General features: G+C 69.6%; 22 protein-coding genes. 13 read left to right on the top strand and 9 right to left on the bottom strand.

What is annotated here, in order from left to right; translation table 11 throughout:
* Positions 1–32: 32 nt before the first annotated feature.
* The 4 genes from DI005_RS37780 (at position 33) to DI005_RS37750 (ending at position 3744) form a co-directional block, all read left to right on the top strand.
* Entirely contained in the window at positions 33–653 is a 621-nt protein-coding gene (locus tag DI005_RS37780; protein ID WP_113645176.1) for a TetR/AcrR family transcriptional regulator, read from the top strand.
* A 429-nt stretch (positions 654–1082) separates the two neighbouring features.
* The gene (locus tag DI005_RS39570) at positions 1083–1547 is read left to right on the top strand and encodes a cation:proton antiporter (RefSeq protein ID WP_113645175.1); all 465 of its coding nucleotides are present in this window, start codon (positions 1083–1085) and stop codon (positions 1545–1547) included.
* A gap of 543 nt (positions 1548–2090) precedes the next feature.
* Positions 2091–2582 (top strand): pyridoxamine 5'-phosphate oxidase family protein, encoded by a 492-nt coding sequence (locus DI005_RS37765; protein WP_113645174.1) that lies wholly within the window; start codon positions 2091–2093, stop codon positions 2580–2582.
* Between the two features lie 799 nt (positions 2583–3381).
* Positions 3382–3744: a YciI family protein gene (locus DI005_RS37750; RefSeq protein WP_112276410.1), complete on the top strand. Its 363-nt coding sequence runs from the start codon at positions 3382–3384 to the stop codon at positions 3742–3744.
* Positions 3745–3828: 84 nt separating this feature from the next.
* Here DI005_RS37750 and DI005_RS37745 read toward each other — a convergent pair whose 3' ends face one another.
* The 4 genes from DI005_RS37745 to DI005_RS39375 all read right to left on the bottom strand — a co-directional run bounded on the left by DI005_RS37745 (position 3829) and on the right by DI005_RS39375 (position 6181).
* Positions 3829–4869, bottom strand: coding sequence for a M48 family metallopeptidase (locus tag DI005_RS37745; RefSeq protein ID WP_369973664.1), 1041 nt, complete (start codon positions 4867–4869; stop codon positions 3829–3831).
* Between the two features lie 257 nt (positions 4870–5126).
* On the bottom strand, positions 5127–5339 hold the full coding sequence (locus DI005_RS37740) for a response regulator transcription factor (protein ID WP_369973663.1): 213 nt from the start codon (positions 5337–5339) through the stop codon (positions 5127–5129).
* Positions 5299–5919 (bottom strand): alpha-L-rhamnosidase C-terminal domain-containing protein, encoded by a 621-nt coding sequence (locus DI005_RS37735; RefSeq protein ID WP_233520456.1) that lies wholly within the window; start codon positions 5917–5919, stop codon positions 5299–5301. The genes DI005_RS37740 and DI005_RS37735 overlap by 41 nt, the downstream gene beginning before the upstream one ends.
* Before the next feature lie 94 nt (positions 5920–6013).
* Positions 6014–6181 (bottom strand): hypothetical protein, encoded by a 168-nt coding sequence (locus tag DI005_RS39375; protein WP_206077962.1) that lies wholly within the window; start codon positions 6179–6181, stop codon positions 6014–6016.
* Between the two features lie 499 nt (positions 6182–6680).
* Here DI005_RS39375 and DI005_RS37730 point away from each other — a divergent pair, with 499 nt between their 5' ends.
* From DI005_RS37730 to recQ, 3 genes are all read left to right on the top strand, one after another.
* Entirely contained in the window at positions 6681–7436 is a 756-nt protein-coding gene (locus DI005_RS37730) for an SRPBCC domain-containing protein (protein WP_113645173.1), read from the top strand.
* A complete protein-coding gene (locus DI005_RS37725) occupies positions 7433–8230 on the top strand; it encodes an alpha/beta fold hydrolase (RefSeq protein ID WP_113645172.1) in 798 nt (265 codons plus the stop codon). The genes DI005_RS37730 and DI005_RS37725 overlap by 4 nt, the downstream gene beginning before the upstream one ends.
* Positions 8231–8389: 159 nt before the next feature.
* Entirely contained in the window at positions 8390–10207 is a 1818-nt protein-coding gene (gene recQ, locus DI005_RS37720; RefSeq protein WP_113645171.1) for a DNA helicase RecQ, read from the top strand.
* Here recQ and DI005_RS37715 read toward each other — a convergent pair.
* Entirely contained in the window at positions 10197–10838 is a 642-nt protein-coding gene (locus DI005_RS37715; protein WP_112276402.1) for a DedA family protein, read from the bottom strand. The genes recQ and DI005_RS37715 overlap by 11 nt on opposite strands.
* Positions 10839–11200: 362 nt before the next feature.
* Between DI005_RS37715 and DI005_RS37710 the strand changes: the two genes are divergently transcribed.
* Positions 11201–11503, top strand: a complete 303-nt coding sequence (locus DI005_RS37710) for a hypothetical protein (protein ID WP_199543549.1) — start codon at positions 11201–11203, stop codon at positions 11501–11503.
* Positions 11504–11655: 152 nt separating this feature from the next.
* Here DI005_RS37710 and DI005_RS37705 read toward each other — a convergent pair whose 3' ends face one another.
* Entirely contained in the window at positions 11656–12291 is a 636-nt protein-coding gene (locus DI005_RS37705; RefSeq protein ID WP_112276398.1) for a TetR/AcrR family transcriptional regulator, read from the bottom strand.
* A gap of 142 nt (positions 12292–12433) precedes the next feature.
* On the opposite strand from DI005_RS37705, the gene DI005_RS37700 reads away from it, so the two are divergent.
* On the top strand, positions 12434–13102 hold the full coding sequence (locus tag DI005_RS37700) for an SGNH/GDSL hydrolase family protein (protein WP_113645170.1): 669 nt from the start codon (positions 12434–12436) through the stop codon (positions 13100–13102).
* A 142-nt stretch (positions 13103–13244) separates the two neighbouring features.
* On the opposite strand, the gene DI005_RS37695 is transcribed toward DI005_RS37700, so the two are convergent.
* From DI005_RS37695 to cysD, 3 genes are read right to left on the bottom strand one after another with little or no spacing between them, the layout of a single operon-like run.
* Complete coding sequence (locus tag DI005_RS37695) at positions 13245–13997, bottom strand: 3'(2'),5'-bisphosphate nucleotidase CysQ (protein WP_113645169.1); 753 nt, start codon at positions 13995–13997, stop codon at positions 13245–13247.
* Positions 13994–15814: an adenylyl-sulfate kinase gene (gene cysC, locus DI005_RS37690; protein WP_113645168.1), complete on the bottom strand. Its 1821-nt coding sequence runs from the start codon at positions 15812–15814 to the stop codon at positions 13994–13996. The genes DI005_RS37695 and cysC overlap by 4 nt, the downstream gene beginning before the upstream one ends.
* Positions 15814–16722 (bottom strand): sulfate adenylyltransferase subunit CysD, encoded by a 909-nt coding sequence (gene cysD / locus DI005_RS37685; protein WP_112276389.1) that lies wholly within the window; start codon positions 16720–16722, stop codon positions 15814–15816. The genes cysC and cysD overlap by 1 nt, the downstream gene beginning before the upstream one ends.
* A 58-nt stretch (positions 16723–16780) precedes the next feature.
* Between cysD and DI005_RS37680 the strand changes: the two genes are divergently transcribed.
* The 4 genes from DI005_RS37680 to DI005_RS37665 are packed head-to-tail and all read left to right on the top strand — an operon-like array spanning position 16781 to position 20401.
* A complete protein-coding gene (locus DI005_RS37680; RefSeq protein ID WP_113645167.1) occupies positions 16781–17284 on the top strand; it encodes a nuclear transport factor 2 family protein in 504 nt (167 codons plus the stop codon).
* Positions 17285–17305: 21 nt separating this feature from the next.
* The gene (locus DI005_RS37675) at positions 17306–18475 is read left to right on the top strand and encodes a hypothetical protein (protein WP_113645166.1); all 1170 of its coding nucleotides are present in this window, start codon (positions 17306–17308) and stop codon (positions 18473–18475) included.
* Complete coding sequence (locus DI005_RS37670; RefSeq protein WP_113645165.1) at positions 18475–19251, top strand: SDR family oxidoreductase; 777 nt, start codon at positions 18475–18477, stop codon at positions 19249–19251. Before DI005_RS37675 ends, DI005_RS37670 begins: the two co-directional genes overlap by 1 nt.
* Positions 19252–19261: 10 nt before the next feature.
* A complete protein-coding gene (locus DI005_RS37665) occupies positions 19262–20401 on the top strand; it encodes a sulfotransferase (RefSeq protein WP_113645164.1) in 1140 nt (379 codons plus the stop codon).
* Positions 20402–20885 lie beyond the last annotated feature (484 nt).

The raw sequence follows: 20885 nt of genomic DNA, 5'->3' as shown, positions 1-20885 counted from the left end.
GTCGGACAGGTGCGGCTAGGATCGGTGGTCCGATGTCCATCCAGTTAGGCTCGAACCAGGAGCCCCCTAAACAAGAGCGCAGCGCGGAAACTCGCAGGCAGCTGCTGGACGCTGCCGCGGACGAGTTGCTGGACGGTGGTTTCGCGCGGTTCACCACACACGGTGTGGCACGCCGGGCGGGCATCTCCCGAGGCGCGCAGCAGCATCACTTCCCGCACAAGCATCGCCTCGTCACCGCGGCGGTGCATCACCTGGCCGAGCGCAGCCTGCAGCAACTGGAAGGCATCACCAGCGACGGCAGCCTGAACTCAACTCGCCGGGTTCTCGACGCCCTGTTCGAGCAATACGCCGGCCCGCTGTTCGCGGCGATGCTGGATCTGTCGCTCGCGGCGCGTGCCGATGAACAGCTCCGCGACGCGGTGCAGCGCGAAGAGCACACGGTCAACCGCATGATCGACGAGTGGGCGCATCGCAGGCTGACAGGATGCGACGATGCGCCGGCGGACTTCGATGAGCTGTTCGCCATGGCGATCAGCACGGTGCGCGGGGTGGCGGTCCTGCGGCTGCTCGGACACTCGCAGGAAAGCGTCCAGCGGCAGTGGAAGTACACGCGTGATCAGCTGTTACGACTGCTGGTCGAGAACAGGAGTTGAGTGTGGTTGCGCCGCGAATCATCGTTCCAGCGCGAACGCGCCCGGTCGCGGATGCGGCGGGACGAGTGCGTGCCTGCCCAGTCGATCCGCGACCGAAAAAGCCGGAGCGACTCCGCTGAGGGCATGTCCTTGCCTGCCGGATTCCACGCCAAGAACGGCCGTCCGGCGACCCGGTGGCGCGTCATCCACCTCATCGAGAGACACCGACCACGCCTGGATGTCACGTTGCTGCGCAAGGAGAACGCCTTGCCGAAGGTGCGGCTCCGCGTCGCCGAAAGCGATGGCATCTGCTGTACCAACTCGCCTGGTTCCTGCACTTCAACTTCTCTCCGAGTACGTCCTGCCGAAAGACGTGAAGACGTTCGTCATCGGCGGCTCCCTTGGGAGCCCAAAGCAGGCGAAGGCTGCTCGCGCAGCTTTGCATGAGTGATGCGAACAGGTCGGAGACGGCCGCGACTCCGTACTCTGCCGGTGGGAGAGCAAGGTCAACTAATGTGGGAATTTCTCACAAACTGCCGGGTGTGGTCGGAGAGCTCGTCGGTGGCGTGTTGCTCTGGTCCACCTAGTTCGGCGAGGCGCATTCCGGGTTCCTCCTTCCCGCCCACATCCTCCCCCCTGCTCAACGCGCTCGCCAACGTCGGTATCGCGTTGTTCATGTTCCTCATCGGGTTGGAGCTCGAACGGCGGCTCGTGCGGGAGCGCGGGCGGGGCGTCGTGAGCGTGTCGCTCGGATCCGTGCGCGTAGCCTTCGCGCTCGGTGTGCTGCTCGCGCTCGGGTTGTACGACGACAGCGATCGGCTCGTCTTCACGCTGTTCCTCGGCGTCGCCATGTCCGCGACCTCCTTTCCCCGTCCTGGCAAGGATTCTCGCCGATCGCTGGCTCAGCGACAGTAGGCTCGGCGGCCTTTCGATCGCCAACGCCGCCGTCTGCGACAGGACCGTCATCGTCGCCGGGGTGCTCGCCTCGTCGGCGCTCACCGAGTGGATGGGACTGCGCCTCGTCTTCGGGGCTTTCTGTTCGGCCTCGCGCCCCCCGCACGGCGGCCACGCCGGACCTCACCACCAGGATCAGTCACATCGACGGGCTCCTGCCCGTGTACTTCTTCGTCGTCAACATGAAGTCGGCTTGTCGACATTTGCTCTCGCAGCACTGCTCGGGCTGCTGTGCTTGTCGCGGTTGATGGCAAGTTCGCAGGCCTCTACGGCCCCGCGCGCCTGCATCGCATCGACCGCCGCGAGTCCGCGTCACCGTCCGCGCGGATGAACACCAGGGGACTCACCGAGTTGGTTTGAAATCGGCGTGCTCGACCAGCACTTCTACTCGCTCATGGTGGTCATGGCCATCCTGACCACGTTGATGACCGGCCCGCCGCTCAATCTCCTCGGCACGAGAACCTTGACAGTCGCTGACAGGGTTTCGGCGTAGCGTCCGCACCCATGGCCACCTGGAAAGAGTTCGCTGACGCCGCACCACGGACCGCCGGGGTGTTCGCCCGCCGCCACGCCGCCACCGGAAACCTCTGCCTGCTCGCGACGCTGCGTTCGGACGGGTTCCCCCGCATCAGCCCGCTGGAGCCGCGGTTCTTCGAGGGGCAACTCTGGCTCGTCGGCATGCCCGGCACCACCAAATTCCGCGACCTCGCCCGCGATCCCCGCTTCTGCCTGCACACCGCGACCGTCGACACCGAGGTCAAGGAGGGCGATGCGAAGCTATGGGGCGTGGTCGAGGACGTCCGTGACCGGGACCTGCACCAGCGCTGGGCCACCGCGCTGTACGAGGAGACCGGGTTCGACCTGCGTGGCCAGGAGTTCGACCACTTCTACGCGGCCGACATCGTCGGCGGCTCGGCGGTAGAGGTTCGCGGCGACCACCTCGAGATCACGGTATGGAAGCCCGGCGAGCAGGAACGGGTGGTCGAAAAGCGGTGAAACCGCGGTGAATCCAGCCCGCCCATCCTCGTTCCCGTCGTGGCCGCCAGAGGCCACCGGACGAGACGAGGAGACCATGACCACCGTTTCTACCCAGCGGCGATCGCGGTGAGCGCGCTGCGCAGGTCGTACGGCGAGCACCGCGTGCTCGACGGCATCGACCTGCACGTCCTAACGGGCACGACCTTCGCGCTGCTCGGCCCCAACGGACCCGGCAAGAACACCACGGTCCAGATCCTGTCCACCCTGATCGGCGCCGACGATGGCACCGCACCCGGCGCAGGCAGCGGGCCGCGGCACTGCTGGAGCGCTTCGAGCTCACCGACGCCGCGTGGAAGCCCGTCGCCACGTCCGCTTCGAGCACCGCGCGCTGCCGAGTGCGTCGGCGGAGCCGCCCGGCATCACCATCGGCTAGGGCGGCGCTGGAGATCGGCAGCCCCGTGCGGCTCGGGACAGGCTGACCGGCCCCCAAGGCCACCTTTGTTGCGTTCAACGCAACAAAGGTGGCCTTGGGGGCCTAACGAACCAGGTGGCGGTGGTGGCGCGGCTGAACAAGTCCGAAACGTCCTTGAAGCTCTCTCAGCACAACCGCGCTCCACGATCCAGGCGCAAAGCGCCACGGGTGGGTCGACGAGCCCGTAGCCGATGGTCTGCGGCTTGATGGATATCTCCGCCGCGTAACCGGACTTCCGCCGGCGGCGCGCTCCGGTGCGGGAAGCGAGGCCCGCCTACGGGCAGGTCGATTCCCGCGGAACGGCTTCGACCTCACCATGAAGGCGAGGCACCAGAGGAGGATCCCATGAAATACGTGCTGATGATCTACAGCTCCCCGGCGTCGTGGAATGCCCTTTCGCAGCAGGATCGGGACCGGGTCGGGCGGGAGCACGCCGCGCTCGGCGAGGAGCTGCGGGAATCCGGTGAGTGGGTGGGCGGCAACGCGCTGGCCGACCCCTCGCGTTCGGTGGCCGTCCGCGTGCGCGGCGACGTGGTGACGGCGACGGACGGGCCGTTCGCCGAGGTCAAGGAGCACATCGCCGGCTACTACGTCGTGGAGTGCGAGACCCTCGACCGCGCCGTGGAGATCGCGGCGAAGATGCCCGACTCGAAGCTGTGCCACGTGGAGGTGCGTCCCGTGATGCGCCCCGGCGGGCTGGAGATGTGACCGCTCAGCGGTGGTGCACGGGCTCGCCCGTGTGGAGGGTGGGCTCCGACCTCGCGATCCGGCGAGCTGCTGGGCAGCTGGGCACTAGGCCTTGTCCGAGTCGCCGTTGCCGGTAAAGCGGCCCCAGACCTTGCCCGCCGCACCGGACACGGCCTCGCCGACGTCGGCGAACACCTTCGCGAGCGGGTCGGCCGATGCGGTGAAGGTGTCCTTGTACGACCTCGCGGCCGACTTGACGTCGGAGGCCCAGGTCGCCTGCGGCTCGTCGCCGTCGCGCCTCGGGTAGTCGCCGCCCAGAACCGCGCGGTACTCCGGCGACGCCGCCCACTTCTGCAGCTCCGCAGCGCGGACAACGGCGAGCGGGTGGGACATCAGCTCGATGTTGCGCAGCTTGAGCAGGCTGTCGCGAATGCCCTCCACGTTCTCGTACTCGGCCGCCTGCTGCAGGAACGACGGCACGTCGACCTGCGCGGGGTCCACACCACCGGCCAGCAGGACGTGCGCCCGCAGCGCGGCCTGCGGGTCCTGCCCGCACAACAGCCCCGCCCGGTCGCACGAGAGCTCCGCCTTGCGGAACCACTCGTTGAGCGCGGCGACCACCGCGCGCAGACCGAGTGCGCTCACCGGCGTCCACGACATGCTCAGCTGCAGCTTGATGAGGCGCAGCAGCATGGTCCGGTACACGGCGTGACCGGAGAGGACGTGCCCCATCTCGTGCCCGATCGCGAACCGCAGGCCTTCGGCGTCGAGCAGCTCGACGAGCCCGGTGGACAGCACGACGAACGGCTCGTCCATGCCGATCGTCATGGCGTAGGCCTCCGCGCCCCGCGCGACGAACACCTGGGGCACCGGGTCGACATCGAGGGCCTCCGCGCACTCGCGGCGCAGCCGGTCGATCTCGGGGTACTGCGCGGATCCCACTCGGATGGCCGAACCGAGCGCCATGAGCCGCTCGCCGCGCTCGTGGAAGAACCCCGCCATCGCCTTGAGCACCTCGGCGAAGCCCGGCGCCATCCGCAGGGTCGCGAGCGCGCCGCGGTCCACCGGGTGCTCGTAGGCCCTGGGACTGATCCCCGGAAAGCGCACTCTGCCCGTCGAAGCGGAAACCTCCGCGCTTTCCTCCACCCCAGCCCCTTTCGTTGTGGCGTCAGCGTAACGGACATTCCTGACACACAGCCATCAGGCGCTGGCGGAAACGGTGCTCCCACGAATCGACCCCGGCTGCGACGTCCAGGACACCGCGCTGATCAGCGAGCCGTCGCGGCGAAAGGGCAGCGAGACGACGTGCGAGGCGGCGCAACGCCTCGTGGCTGGTGCTACCAATGGCAGCGCCAGCCGTTCATGCAATCCGGATGGAAGCCGACCCTGCCAGGCGCGGCCGGTCACACCAGGCCCTGGCGGGCCGCCCACACCACGGCCTCGATGGGGGTGCGGAACCCGAGCTGGTCGCACATCGCCCGCAGCCTCCTGCGGATGGTGCGTTCCGAGAGCTGGAGTCTTCTTGCGATGGCCTCGATGGGCAGCCCACTGGCCAGCAGCCGGAGCAACGTCAGTTCATCTCTGCTCAGCGCAACGCCTTCGTTGGCAATCACCACGCCGCTCTCCCTGGCCGAGTCCGCTAAATCGTTTCAAACTCGCGCTGCAAGCCTGCGGTGTGCGCTCCCGGGTGTCAAGGGTTCCGGCTCGTGAACGTCCACTCGCCATGCCCGGCGGAGTACACCGCAAAGCCGGGTTCTGTCCGCGCGAACCGGGTCCTCGCGGCGCATGAACGTCGTCGCGGGCCGCCGGGGGCACGTGCGCCCCGGCCGTCACGCCCACCGGCAGGACCACGGTGAGCCGTAGCTCGCCGTCGAGGCGCGCCCATCCCGCGCTCACCTCACCGCGCACGGTCTCGAGGGACGTGCGCGCCCACGGCACGCGCGTGCGCCCGGCCGAACCATGAACCGCGCGTAGCCCGCGTCGCCTGGCAGCAAGCCGCCCACGTTCTCGTGGAGTCACTGCGAGCTGAGTCGCGATGGCGTGCGCGACCTCGGCGTGGCCGTGCCCGCTGAGCACCCGCAGCAGCACACTCGTGCCGAGCACGCCGGTGTTGAGATGGTCGCCGCGGGCGCGGATGTCGACGGGGAGGCTCGCCACCACGGACGCCTCGCTGCCGGGCGGCACGAGCCCGAACACGAGCGGGCACCGCGTTGAGCGTCTGCCGGCAGTCCGGATCCTTCGCGGTGCGGTAGTGACCCTCCGGCGAGGAACGCGGTGTTGAGCGCGGCCTTCAGCCCGTCGGCGACGGCCGGCAGCGCGTCGCCACGTCGCGCTGCCCGAGCAGGTCGCCCAGCTCGGCCGTGCCGAGCAGCGCGTTACAGGTAGGCGGCGGTGAACCGCGTGTCCTCCGGCGGGTTGCCGCCGTAGCCGGGCGGCAGGAGTCACCGAGCGCGGTCACGGCGAGCCACCTCGATGGGCCAGTGGTCCTGCGCGCAGCACGCCCGTCGGCGCGGCCGACAGATCGGGCGGCGCCTGCCAGTCGCCGTCGTCGAAACCGGGCTCGGTCCAGCCCCTCGGCGGGAGGCGGCGAAGCCGGGGTCGAGCACCTGGGCCTCGTAGCAGGCAAGCCCCACGAGAGGCGCGGCTCGGCGGGATCGGCGCCCGCCAGGGTGGGCGCGTACTCCACCGTGGTGCACTCGACCCGCGGCCCGCAGGGCGGCGCGGCTTCCGCCTGCGCGGCGGGGAGCGTGAACGCCGCCGACGGCCGAGCCCGTGGACGAATTCCTGCGGCTCGAGGCTTGAATCTGAATCGTTTCAAGTCTGTCACGTGCCGGAGGTTGGTCCGACTTCCCCACAGGACCGCCGAGACACGCACCGAGCCCGACAACAGAATCAGTCTTGACAATAAAAGTTGTCGGTGCGACAGTTCTCGTGTCCGACACGACAGGAGAGCTGACATGGGCCACCGATTCGAGAAGCACGACGAGGTCACGCTGGACGCGACGCCGGAGCAGGTCTGGGACGCGATCGCGACCGGCCCCGGCATCGACTCGTGGTTCATGGGCCGCAACGACGTCGAGCCCGGCGAGGGAGGCACCGTCCGCACGCTGTTCGGCGGGTACGCGCCCGAGTCGCCGATCACCTCGTGGGAGCCGGGCAAGCGGCTGGCCTACGGAGGCGAGCAGGCCGAGGACGGCCGGTTCGTCGCCTACGAGTTCCTCATCGAAGGCCGGGGCGGCGGCAGCACCGTCCTCCGCATGGTGACGAGTGGCTTCATCCCCGGCGACGACTGGGCCGACGAGTTCGAGGCCATGAGCAAGGGTGGCGCACTGTTCTTCAGCACCCTGGCCACCTACCTCACGCATTTCGCGGGCCGCGTCGCGACCCCGCTCACCGTCTTCGGCCCTCCGGTCGGCGACTGGGAGCGCACCTGGAGTGCCGTGCGCGCGGCACTCGGCCTCGGTGAGCACGTCTCCGAAGGCGACGCGGCGCGGTTCACTGTGGACGGAGAAGTCGTCGAAGGCGTGGTCTACTCCGTGAACTCGCAGACGCTCGGCATCCGCACCCCCGACGCGCTGTACCGCTTCCTCCAGGGCTTCCACGGCTCGCTCGTGGCGGGCCACCACTATTTCTCCACTGTGGACACCACACGTACCGAAAACGTCTGGCAGGCCTGGCTGGCCGGCCTCTCCCAGGAAGGCAACGACAGATGAGCACCGTGACCTCCGCCGACGGCACCAGAATCGCCTACGACCGGATCGGCGGCGGCGAACCGCTGATCCTCGTCGACGGCGCCATGTGCTACCGGGGACAGGGACCCATGACGGCACTCGCCAAGGAGCTGGCGCCCTCGTTCACCGTCTACACCTACGACCGCAGGGGCAGGGGCGAGAGCGGCAACACCGAACCGTACGCCGTGGAGCGCGAGCTGGAGGACCTCGCGGCACTACTGAAGGAAGCGGGCGGATCCGCGCACCTCTTCGGCGCCTCGTCGGGCGCGATGGTGGCACTGGAGGCGGTGAACAGCGGCCTGCCGGTGCGCAGGCTGGCGATGTACGAGCCGCCGCTGATCGTCGACGGCAGCAGGCCGCCGATCCCGGCCGACCTCGCCGCGCAGTACGAACGGGCGCTCGCGCAGGGCAAGCCCGGCGACGCCGTCGCGAACTTCATGCGCCAGGTCGAGGTTCCCGGTTTCATGATCGCGCTGATGCGGCTGATGCCGGTGTGGCGCAAGCTCAAGGGCGTGGCGCCGACGCTGCCCTACGACGCCGCGTTCGTGACGCCGTACCAGCAGGGCGAACCGCTGCCGGAGAACCGGTGGACGGGCGTCGGAGTGCCCACGCTCGTCGCCGACGGAGGCAAGAGCCCGGCGTGGATGCGAAACGGCGTCAAGGCGCTGGCCGACCTCCTGCCCGGCGCCGAGTACCGCACCCTCCCCGGTCAGACCCACATGATCAAGGCAAAGGTCCTGGCCCCGGTGCTCGCCGACTTCCTCTCGAAGCCCTGACCAACCGCAGTGAAGGCCACCTTCACTGCGTGGAATCAGACACAGCGGCGCGCAGCGCCTCCGCTTGGGCGGCGGTGGGAGACGGGCGGGCGCAGTGAAGGTGGCCTTCACTGCAGCCGCGGCACCGGGCGGCGTCGCCGCTTCCGTAGGATCGCGGGGGTGACTTCCCCCGAGGTGTCCGAGACGCTGCAGGTACTCAACCGGGTCTTCGGCTACGACTCGTTCCGGCAGGGTCAGCAGGAGATCGTCGACCACGTCACCTCCGGTGGCGACGCGCTCGTGCTCATGCCCACCGGCGGCGGCAAGTCACTGTGCTACCAGATCCCGGCACTCGTGCGGCAGGGCGTCGGCGTGGTCATCTCACCGCTCATCGCCCTCATGCAGGACCAGGTCGACGCGCTGCGGGCGCTCGGCGTGCGGGCGGGATTCCTCAACTCGACGCAGGATCCCGACGAGCGTCGCATGGTCGAGGCCGAGTTCCTCGCCGGTGAGCTGGACCTGCTGTACCTCGCGCCGGAACGGTTGCGGGTGGAGTCCACGCTGCAGTTGCTCGACCGCGGCAAGGTAGCGCTGTTCGCGATCGACGAGGCGCACTGCGTCTCCCAGTGGGGGCACGACTTCCGGCCCGACTACCTCGCGCTGTCCGACCTGCACGAGCGCTGGCCCGACGTGCCGCGCATCGCACTCACGGCCACGGCCACCAAGGCCACGCACGCGGAGATCGCGTCGCGGCTGAAGCTCGAGGACGCCCATCACTTCGTCGCGAGCTTCGACCGCCCCAACATCCAGTACCGCATCGTCCCCAAGAACGAGCCCAAGAAGCAGTTGCTGGACCTGCTGCGGAGCGAGCACTCCGGCGACGCGGGCATCGTCTACTGTCTCAGCCGCAAGTCGGTGGAGGAGACCGCGGACTTCCTGGTACGCAACGGGATCGAGGCGCTGCCCTACCACGCCGGACTCGACGCGCGAACCCGCTCCGAGCACCAGGCGCGGTTCCTGCGGGAGGACGGGCTCGTGGTGGTCGCCACGATCGCGTTCGGCATGGGCATCGACAAACCGGACGTCCGTTTCGTCGCCCACCTCGACCTGCCGAAGTCGGTGGAGGGCTACTACCAGGAGACCGGGCGCGCCGGGCGCGACGGCCTGCCCTCGACGGCGTGGCTGGCCTACGGCCTGCAGGACGTGGTGCAGCAGCGCAAGCTGATCGACGGCTCCGAGGGCGACGCGGCACACCGGCGCAAGCAGAGCGCCCACCTCGACGCGATGCTCGCGTTGTGCGAGACCGTCGAGTGCAGGCGGGTGCAGCTGCTCGCCTACTTCGGTCAGGACGGCGCCGCGTGCGGCAACTGCGACACCTGCCTGGCGCCGCCGGAGTCGTGGGACGGCACGGTGGCGGCGCAGAAGCTGCTGTCGACGGTCGTGCGGCTGCGCCGCGAGCGCAGGCAGAAGTTCGGCGCGGGCCAGATCATCGACATCCTGCTCGGCCGCAAGACCAGCAAGGTCGTCCAGCACGACCACGACTCGCTGAGCGTGTTCGGAGTCGGCACGGAACTCGCCGAGAGCGAGTGGCGCGGCGTGGTGCGGCAGCTGCTCGCCAAGGGCCTGCTCGCCGTGGAGGGCGACTACGGGACGCTGGTGACCACGCCGGGCAGCGACGAGGTGCTTTACCAGGGCCGTCAGGTACTCCTGCGCCGCGAGCCCAAGCGGGCGGCGAAGGCGTCCACGCGCACGCGCCGGGCCGAGACCGCCGAGTTGCCAGAGGAGGCGGCACCGGTGTTCGAGAAGCTGCGCGCGTGGCGGGCGGCGACGGCGAAGGAGCAGGGCGTCCCGGCGTACGTGATCTTCCACGACGCGACCTTGCGGCAGATCGCCACGGAACGGCCGAGCACGCTCGCCGAGCTGGGCGGCGTGAGCGGGGTCGGCGAGAACAAGCTGGCCAAGTACGGGGAGCAGCTGCTCGAGGCACTCAGCGCGTAGCGTCCCCCGCGTCCTTCGTCTCCCGGGTTCTGGCCCGCCTGCGCCGGACCACGATCACCACGGCGGCCACGGCCACGACGACGCCGAGCACGATCCAGCCGCCCGCGCCGACAGCCTTCTCGATCTGCCTGGCCGCCTCGCCGGCGGCGACCCCGATGCCGATGTGCAGCGCACACCAGGCCGCCGCGCCGACCACCACGGCAGGCAGGAACTTGCGCAAGGAAAGCCTGGCCGCGCCCGCGGCGGCGGGCATGAGCGTGCGCAGCACGGGCAGAAAGATCGCGATCAGCACGGCCCACGCACCACGCCTGCGCAGCACGTCGGTGGTGCGGTCCCAGCCGTCGGCTCCGTGCCTGCGCACGACCTTGGTCTGCCGCAGCTTCGGGCCGAGCTTCCAGCCGATCAGGTAGCCGACCGAATCGCCCGCGATCGCGCAGGACGTCGTCACCGACCACATCAGAAGGAACTCGGGCACGCTGCCGACGGTGGTGCCCAGGATGAACAGTCCGGTCTCGCCCGGTGCGACGAAGCCGAGCCCAAGGGTGCACTCCCCGAACACGAGCAGGCCCGCGGCGGCGACCAGCCCGGCGGGGGGAAGGCCCCGCAACCAGTCGAGGACGTCGGTCAGCAATGGCGATTCCCCTTCGAATCGGGACCCGGAAGTCGCATTTCTTCATCCTATCGGGCCATTTGGCGTGTCGCCCTTTATTACCCCTTGCTCACCCGCCACCACCAATGCAGGTGGCCACCCCATTCACGCGCTGGCAATGACCCACACCCAGAGTGAACGACTGAAAATGGCGTTGTCGCTCCTCGTCGGATTAGGCGGGCACTAAACATCGATCATATGTGATCTGAATCACAACCAAGTCGGGTGAGAAGATCCGCAAATGCGCCGCTGTACACAGGCTCGCCAACGAGTAACTTCGTCGCCGGTTGCGGTGATCACGCGGCCGAAGCAAAACCGAAACCGAGTCGATTGGAATGGTTGAAGTGTTGAAGAAATCTGCATTTGTCGCCGCGGCGGCGGCCGGACTGATGATGATCGGCTCGCCCGCGTTCGCCGGCGGTGAGATCGACAAGGACAAGGAGCAGAACCACACTGGCCAGATCGGCCTCGTGAACGTCAACGATGTCCTCAACGACAACAACGTCGGCGTCTGCGACAACCACGTGAACGTCCTCGGCGTCCAGGTCGCCGACGCGCTCAACGGCCTCGGCGTGCCGCTTCTCTCCCCTGCGGCCGAGACCGAGGCGGCTGCCAACGACATCTGCGTCGCCGAGTCCGAGGACTGATTCGCCGGAACTTCAGCGCGAACACACACATACACACACTCGAGCGCGGGTGGGGCGGACGCCCCGCCCGCGCTCGATGCGCTTTCTTGATCCTTTTTGGATTCGACAATAGGGCGACTCGACGGCCGATCGTTGTCGAAAGCCGGACGGGGTCAATCCAGCAGCGCGGAATCCGTCGCGACGGAACGAAGCCGGACCAGTAACGCGGTCCGCACGCGGTCATACAGTTTTGGATCATCGTGCAGCAGCGCGTCCTGGCCGCCGCCCCTGGCCAATGCGTCGAGTTCGAACGCCAATTGCGCGGCATCGGTCTCCGGCGTGATCTCCCCGAGTTCCCGAGCCTCGTGGATGGTCCGTTCGTAAAGGCGCTGCCAGTCGCGGCGCGCCGCGGCCACGGCGTCACGAACCCGGCCCGGCCTGGCGTCGAACTCGGCCGCCACCGACAGGAAGAAACAGCCACCGGGAAACACCGGTTCCGTGGCGTACGCGAGCCAGCACTCGCACAGCGCGCGCACCCGCCGGATCCCCGCTGGCGCCCTCCGCGCCGGCCGGACGACCTTGTCGACGTAGACCTCGACCGCGGCGCGCACCGTCGCGAGCTGCAGCTCCTCCTTGGATCCGAACTGCGCGAACACACCGCTTTTGCTGAGTTCCAGCTCGGCGGCGAGGCGCCGGACGGACAGGCTCTCGAGCCCTTCGACAGAGGCGATGTCCATGGCCCGGTCGAGGATCGCCCTGCGGGAGTGCTGCCCGCGCTCGACGCGCTTGTCGACCCGCGGCCCGGCCATCACGACACCTGCCCTTCGCTTCTCGCCCCAGCCTAAAGCATAGGACGACCGTCCAAGAAGTGAAGCTCCATTGGACGAGACATTGACTCTTCAACTGGGAAAGTTTTACTGTACGACCGTCCACCTACTTCGAGGTGATGAGATGAGCCTGAGCGAGCACACCGATCCGCACTGCCTGACCGACGAGGTCCTGTTCCCCCTGCTGTCCGGCGCGCCGTGGCGCCGGTTCGCGGTGCTGGGCGACAGCGTCGCCGAAGGCGTCGGCGACCTGCTCGACGGCTACCCGCCGGTGCCGTGGGCCGACCGGGTCGCCGCCGCGCTGCGCGCGCACAACCCCGTGCTGGAGTACCTCAACCTCGGCAAACGCGGGCTGCTCGCCGAGGAGGTGAGCCGCTTCCAACTGTCCCCGGCACTCGCGTTCGAACCCGACCTTGCGGTGGTGGCGTGCGGCGGCAACGACATGCTGCGCCGCTCGTACGACCCCGGCGCGGTGGAGGTGGTGCTCACGGGCATCGTGCGCGCGCTGCGCGAGTCGGGCCGCGCGGTGGTGACGGTCGGCCTGTTCGACATCACCAGGTCACCGGTGCTGGCATCCGAGGTGTCCGGTGGGCTCGAGGCTCGGCTGCACGACCTTTCCGACCGCACGCGCGCGATCGCCGAGCGCGAGGGCGCGTGGCATGTGGACCTGACCTCACACCCAGCCTCGGCGGATGCGTCGATCTACAGCGCCGACGGCATCCACGTCAACGGCAGGGGCCACGCCATCGCGGCCACCGAGACCGTCCGCCTCCTTGCCGCCCACTTGCAGTGAAGGTGGGTGAGCTTGACTGCCCAAGGTTGACTGCCCCCCAAGGCCACCTTTGTTGCGTTGAGCGCACCAAAGGTGGCCTTGGGGGCAGTTGCAGCGGCAGTGAAGGCCACCTTCACTGCGTTGAACGCAGGCAGGGTGGCCTTCACTGCCGTCGGGCATCCAACCGGATCGCCTTCAGGAGCCGGTCGGCGAGTTCGGGCCTGCTGATCACCAGATCGGGCAGGTACGGGTGGGACTCGTTGTAGCGCAGGGGAGAACCGTCCACGCGGGACGCGTGCAGCCCGGCCGCTAGCACGACGCCGACGGGCGCGGCGGAGTCCCATTCCCACTGCCCGCCGGCGTGCACGTAGGCGTCGGCCTCGCCGCGCAGCACCGCCATCGCCTTCGCTCCCGCCGAGCCCATCGGCACGAGGTCGGCGTCGATCCGTTCGGCTACCGGCGCGGCGAACGCGGGGGGCCTGCTGTCGCTGACGAGCACCCGCGTGCGCCCGGCGTGCCCAGGTCCGGACGAGGCTTCGTCGCTGGCATGGACCACTCCGAGCGCAGGTTGGGCGACGGCGGCCGCCGTGATGCCCCTGTCCCGTTCCCACAGCGCGACGTGCACCGCCCAGTCGGCGCGGCCCGGCTTGCTGAACTCGCGGGTGCCGTCGAGCGGGTCGATGATCCACACGCGGTCGGCGTCGAGGCGCGCCGGGTCGTCGGCCGACTCCTCGGAGAGCACGGCGTCGCCGGGTCGCTCGGCCGCGAGCCTGCGCAGCAGTAGCGCGTTGGACTCCGCGTCACCCCGCTTGCCGAGCGCTTTCGGGTCCAGGTCCGCCCCGTTCTCCCGCACGGAGAGCAGCAGGTGTCCGGCTTCGTCGGCGAGCTGGGCGGCGAGTCGTGCGTCGGTGGTCACCGGTCCAGCAAAGCAAGAACGTTGCCGGCGAGTGCGGCCGGGTCGCCGTCGCCGGGGTGGAGGACGAGGTCGGGGGCCTGCGGGGGCTCGTAGGGGGCGTCGATGCCGGTGAAACCGGTGAGTTCGCCGGCGCGGGCGCGGGCGTAGAGGCCCTTGGGGTCGCGGGCCTCGCAGACCTCGAGCGGGGTGTCGACGTAGACCTCGACGAAGGGCAGCCCCGCGGCCTCGTGTGCGGCGCGGACGCGGTCACGGCCCGCGCGGTAGGGACTGATCAGTGAGACGACGGCGACCACACCGGCGTCGGCGAACAGGCGGGCGACCTCGCCCGCGCGGCGGACGTTCTCGGTGCGGTCGTCGGCGGTGAAGCCGAGGTCGGCGTTGAGGCCGTGGCGGAGGTTGTCGCCGTCGAGCAGGTAGGCGGGGCGGCCGATCGCGACGAGCCTGCGTTCCAGCTCGACGGCGATGGTGGACTTGCCGGAGCCGGACAGGCCGGTGAGCCAGATGGTGGCGCCCTGGCTGGGCCGCTGCTCGCGGGTGACGGCGGCGGACTGCCACACCACGCCCGCGCCCGGCTGCCGCGGGCCGGTGATCATGCCTGCGGCGACGGTGTCGTGGGTGGCCGGGTCGATGAGCACGAAGCCGCCGGTGGCGCGGTTGCGGCGGTACGGGTCGAACAGCAGCGGTTGCCGGGTGCGCAGCCGGACGCGGCCGATCTCGTTGAGGGCCAGCCCGGTCGCGGTCTCGTCGCGGTGCAGCGTGTTGACGTCGAGCCGGTAGTCCAGCTCGGTCACCGTGGCGGTGGTCTCGCGGGTGGTGTGGCGCAGCAGGTACCGCCCGCCGGCGTCCAGCCCGGCGCGCTCGGAGAACCAGCACAGCATCGCGTCGAGGTCGCTGCCGGCGTGCGGGCGGTTGCCGGGGCGGCAGAGCAGGTCACCGCGGCCCACGTCGAGCTCGTCGGCGAGCTCGACGGTCACCGCCTGCGGAGGGAACGCCTCCGCCACCGGCGTCCCGCCGGGGCCCCACACCGCGCGAACTGTGGTGGAGAACCCCGAGGGCAGGACCAGCACCTCGTCACCTGGCTTCAGCACGCCGCCCGCCATCGTGCCCGCGTAGCCGCGGAACTCGCCGTCGCGGATCACGTACTGCACCGGCAGCCGCACGTCGATGAGGTTGCGGTCGGAGGCCACGTGCACCTGCTCCAGGTGGTGCAGCAGCGACGGACCCTCGTACCACGGCATCGCCGCACCCCGGTGCACCACGTTGTCGCCGTGCAGCGCCGAGATCGGCACGAACGTCAGATCGTGCACGTCCAGCCGGGTCGCGAACCGGGCGAAGTCGTCCTTGATCTCCTCGAACCGCTCTCGCGACCAGCCCACCAGGTCCATCTTGTTGACGCACAGCACCAGATGGCCCACCCCGAGCAGGCTCGCCAGGAACGCGTGCCGCCTGCACTGCTCCACCACGCCCTTGCGCGCGTCAACCAGGATCAGCGCCAGGTCCGCGGTGGACGCGCCGGTGACCATGTTGCGGGTGTACTGCACGTGCCCTGGCGTGTCGGCGAGGATGAACTTCCGCGCGGGCGTGGCGAAGTACCGGTACGCCACGTCGATCGTGATGCCCTGCTCGCGCTCCGCGCGCAGCCCGTCGGTCACCAGCGCCAGGTCCGGCCCGTCCCCACCACGTTCCCGGCTCGTGCGCTCCACCGCCGCCAGCTGATCGGTGAACAACGCCTTCGAATCGTGCAGCAACCGGCCGATCAGCGTGGACTTGCCGTCGTCCACACTGCCCGCCGTGGCCACGCGCAACAACGGAGGCACTAGAAGTACCCCTCCTTCTTGCGATCCTCCATGCCCGCCTCGGAGATCCGGTCGTCCGCCCGCGTCGCGCCCCGCTCGGTCACCCGGCTCGCCGCCACCTCGGCCACCACCTGCTCCGGCGTCGCCGCCGACGACTCCACACACCCCGTGCACGTCGCGTCCCCCACCGTGCGGAACCGCACCACCGCCTCGTACGGCTCCTCCCCCGGCCGCGGAGCCAGGTGCGGCGAGCACGCCAGCAGCATCCCATCCCGCTGGAACACCCGCCTGCGATGCGCGAAGTACAGCGACGGCAACCCGATCCGCTCCGCCGCGATGTAGGACCACACGTCCAGCTCGGTCCAGTTCGACAACGGGAATACCCGGATGTGCTCGCCCCTGCGGTGCCGCCCGTTGTACAGGTTCCACAGCTCCGGTCGCTGTCTGCGCGGATCCCACTGCCCGAACTCGTCGCGGAAGCTGAACACCCGCTCCTTCGCCCGCGCCTTCTCCTCGTCCCGGCGCGCCCCGCCGAACACCGCGTCGAACGAGTGCTCCTGGATCATCCGCAGCAACGTCACCGTCTGCAGCCGGTTGCGGCTCGCTCCGGGTCCGGTCTCCTCCACCACCCGCCCGGCATCGAGGTCGTCCTGCACGCGCCCCACCAGCAGCCGCACGCCCAACTCCCGCACCAGCCGGTCCCGGAAGTCGATCACCTCGGCGAAATTGTGCCCCGTGTCCACGTGCAACACCGGGAACGGCAACGGCGCGGGCCAGAACGCCCGCACCGCCACGTGCAGCATCACCACGGAGTCCTTGCCGCCCGAGAACAACAGCACCGGCCGCTCGAACGTCGCGGCCACCTCACGGAACACATGCACGGCCTCGGCCTCGAGCACACCCGACTGCGAGAGCTCGTAGCCCGTCATTCGAGAAAATTAGAACAAGTTCTTGAATCTGGTCAAGGGTGCGCGGAAGCTGAAGGCCATGGACATCGCCAGCCTGGAAGAGATCAAACGCGTCAAGTACCGCTACCTCCGCTGCGTGGACCTCAAGCGCTGGGACGAACTGGAGGACGCGCTCGCCCCCGACGCCACGGCCCAGTACGGCACGCCGTCGGGCGGCGGCCCGCTCCGCTTCACCGGCCGCGACGCGATCGTGGACTTTCTGCGCAACACGCTCGGCCCCGGCATCATCACCGTGCACTCGGCCGGGCAACCGGAGATCGAGATCGACGGCGACACGGCCGAGGGCACGTGGTCCTTCGAGGACACGGTGCTGGCCACTGAGCACAACCACACGATGATCAAGGGCGCCGCGTTCTACGAGGACCGCTACACGCGTGGCGCCGACGGCGTGTGGCGGATCCAGCACACCGGCTACACGCGCACCTACGAGTACCTGGTGCCGCTCGGCGACCTGCCCGGCTTCAAGCTCACGGCCAACCGCTGGACGGAGGACGCTCCGTCGACGTCATTGACCGGAAGATAGAACACGTTCTACTCTCGGTCGGTGCTCACCCAGCCGTTCGCCGACGCCGTCGTCGAAGCAGAGAAGGTCATCGCCGAGGCGCCGCACATCCAGACCGAACAGGATCTGATCGAGGGCTACGACTACCTCGCGGGCAGCATCAGGGCGTCACTGCAGCTCGCCTGGGCCTACGAACGGGACTTCCCGTACTTCGTCACGTCCACGGGGCCCTACACGAAGATGGGCCTCGACAACCCCGACGCGCTGTACTTCCATTCGTACCTGCGCGACGACGCCGAGTACGTCGTCACCGGCACCCGTGGCACCACGCGGGATCTGAGCTTCCAGGTGCTGAACGGCGACTACTCGCCGGTGGAGGTGCCCGACAGCCTCGCGGCGTTCGACGACCGTGAGCTGGAGATCGGCGACGACGGGCGGTTCGAGCTGCGGTTCGGCCCCGACCGAGGCAAGGCCGGACCCGGCTACTTCGTGCTGGGCAAGGGATCGGCGATGCTCGTGGTGCGCGAGGTGTACAGCGACTGGGCCACCGAACGGCGCGGCACCCTGCGCATCCACCGGGCGGACCGCCTCGGCGCCGCGCCGGAGCCGAAGGACCGCACGGCCCTGGAGAAGCGCTACGGGGTGGCGGGCAAGATCCTGCTCAGCAGACTGCGGACGTTCCTCGCGTTCCCGGAGTGGTTCTACCTGAAGCTGCCCGTCAACACGATGACCGAGCCGAGGCGCACGCCCGGCGGGCTCGCGACACAGTTCTCCTCGGCAGGCCACTACGACCTGGCCGACCACCAGGCGATGATCGTCACCGTCCCCGCGTCCGACGCTCCGTACCAGGGCATCCAGCTCGGCAGCCGGTGGTACGTCTCGCTCGACTACATCAACCACCAGACGAGCCTCACCGCCGATCAGGCGCGCGTGGACCCCGACGGCAGGCTGCGGTTCGTGATCAGCGAGCGCGACCCCGGCGTCGCCAACTGGCTGGAGCGGCTCGGGCACGCCCGCGGCTACGTGCAGATCCGCTGGCAGCGGCTGTCGCGCGACCTCACGCCGGAGGACGGTCCCGAGGTGGAGGTGGTGGACGTGAGCGAACTGCCCGCGAAGCTGCCCTTCTACGAGCACGCCAGGGTTTCGCCCGAGGAGTGGACCGCGCGCATCGCGGCAAGGCAGAGCGCCGTCGCGACGAGGATGCTCGGCTGATGTTGTTGCGGGACAAGGTGGTGGTGGTGTCCGGCGTCGGGCCGGGCCTCGGCCGCTCGATCGCGATCCAGTGCGCGAAGGCGGGCGCCGACCTGGTGCTAGCGGCCAGGACGGAGAAGCGGCTCGACGAGGTGGCCAAGGAGGTCACCGAACTGGGCAGGCGGGCCGTGACGGTGCCGACCGACATCACCGACGACGACTCGGCGCAGCGGCTCGCCGAGACCACAGTGGACGCCTACGGGCGCATGGACGCGCTCGTCAACAACGCCTTCGCCATTCCGCCCATGACCGACCTGCTCGACGTCGACCTCGACGCGGTGCGGACCGGCTTCGAGACCAACGTGCTGGCGGCACTGCGGCTCACCCGCCTGTGCACGCCCGCGCTCGCCGAGACCGGCGGCGCCGTCGTGATGATCAACTCTGCGGTGCTGCGGCACTCCCGGCGCACGTTCGGCGCGTACAAGATGGCCAAGTCGAGCCTGCTGTCCCTCGCGCGGAGTCTGGCCACCGAACTCGGCCCGCGCGGCATCCGCGTCAACTCGGTGGCGCCCGGCTACATCTGGGCGGGCTCGCTCAAGTGGTACTTCTCCCACCTCGCCAAGGAACGCGGGGTGGACCCGCAACAGGTCTACGACGAGACCGCGGCGACCATCGACCTGCGCAAGCTGCCCGAACCCGACGAGATCGCCGATGCCGTGGTGTTTCTGGCCTCCCCGCTCGCACGGGCGATCACCGGCCAGTGCCTCGACGTCAACGGCGGCGAGTACCACCACTGAGGGGAACCCGATGAGCGTTGGCACCGTCGCCGATCTGCACGCCTCGGCAACGAAGATCACCGGACTCGACGACTTCGGCACCGACGACTACACCGACGGACTCGCGGTGCTGCTTGAGTCCTACGAACGCGAGGCGGGCCTGACCCCGCTGGGCCGCAAGGTGAAGCGGGCGTTCCTGCGCAGCGCGCTCGTGGCGCGGCTGCTGAGCGAGGCCGCGTGGAAGGCCCGCCCCGAGCACGCCGACGTCGCGATCGAGCGGCCGATCTTCGTGACCGGCCTGCCGCGCACCGGCACGACCGCACTGCACCGGCTGCTCACGGCCGACCCCGCCCACCAGGGGCTGGAGGTGTGGCTGACCGAGGTGCCGCAGCCGAGGCCGCCCCGGGAGACGTGGGCGGACGACCCGGTGTTCCAGCGCATCCAGGCAGGCTACGAGCGGTACCACGTCGAGCACCCCGAGTTCCTCGGCGTGCACGCGATGTCGGCGGACGAGGTGGAGGAGTGCTGGCAACTGCTCCGGCAGTCGCTGCGCTCGATCTCGTACGAGTGCCTCGCGCATGTCCCGACGTACTCGGCGTGGCTGTCCGAACAGGACTGGACACCCGCCTACCGCAGACACCGGCGCAACCTGCAGCTGATCGGGCTGCCCGACGCGGGCAGGCGGTGGGTGCTCAAGAACCCCAGCCACCTCTTCGCGCTCGACGCGCTACTCGCCGTGTACCCGGACGCGCTCGTGGTGCAGACCCACCGCGCCCCCGAGGTCGCGGTCGCCTCGGTGTGCAGCCTCAACGCGCAGGCGAGCGCGCAGTGGTCGGAGACCTTCCGCGGCGAGACGGTGGGCCGCGACCAGCTCGAGTTGTGGGCGCGCGGGCTGGAGACGTTCACCGCCGAGCGGGCCAGGCACGACCACTCGCAGTTCTTCGACGTCGACTACGACGACTTCGTCGCCGACCCGATCGGCACGGTCGAGTCGCTGTACGCCCACTTCGGGCTACCGTTCACCGATGGGGCTCGGGCGGCGATGCGCACGCTGCACGCCGAGAGCACCACGGGAGCCCGCAAACCGGCCCACCGCTACCGCCTCGCCGACTTCGGACTGTCCGAAGGGGACGTCGCCGAACGGTTCAGCGCGGTGGGCATGGCCCCCTGAGCCTCCCGCGAGCACCGCACCGGGCCCGCTGGCTGCGCCCAGCTTGCGCAGCGCCACGGCTCCGACCCGCCCGTTCCAGCCCGTGGGCAGGGACGTCGCACCACGGGCAGCACGAACAACCGCCCGGTCAGCGACACGAGCCTCCCGCCGCCGAGCGCGGCACCGCACCGAGACCGCGGCCGACGAGCGCGGCCACGGCCGGAATCGGCGCCGACGCGAGCTCGTACGGCACACCGTCGGCAAGGGAGGGCCACGGCGCGATGGGCGCGGCCGGTCGCCCGCGAGCACGCCGGGCTCGACGGCGTGACCGCGCGCGAGCGTGGGGTGCTCACCCTCGTCGCGACCGGGCCGTCCAACACCGAGCTGCCCGTCAGCCTGGCCACGGTGAAGACCACGTCGGCGGGTTGCTCACCAAGCTCGCCGCGTGCGACCGGGCGTAACCGGTGATCGCGGTCCACGAGAGCGGCATCGTCTGCGAGGTAGC

It is taken from the genome of Prauserella sp. PE36, assembly GCF_003311655.1.
GTDB lineage: Bacteria > Actinomycetota > Actinomycetes > Mycobacteriales > Pseudonocardiaceae > Prauserella_A > Prauserella_A endophytica.
This window is presented reverse-complemented; position numbering and strand designations above follow the sequence as displayed.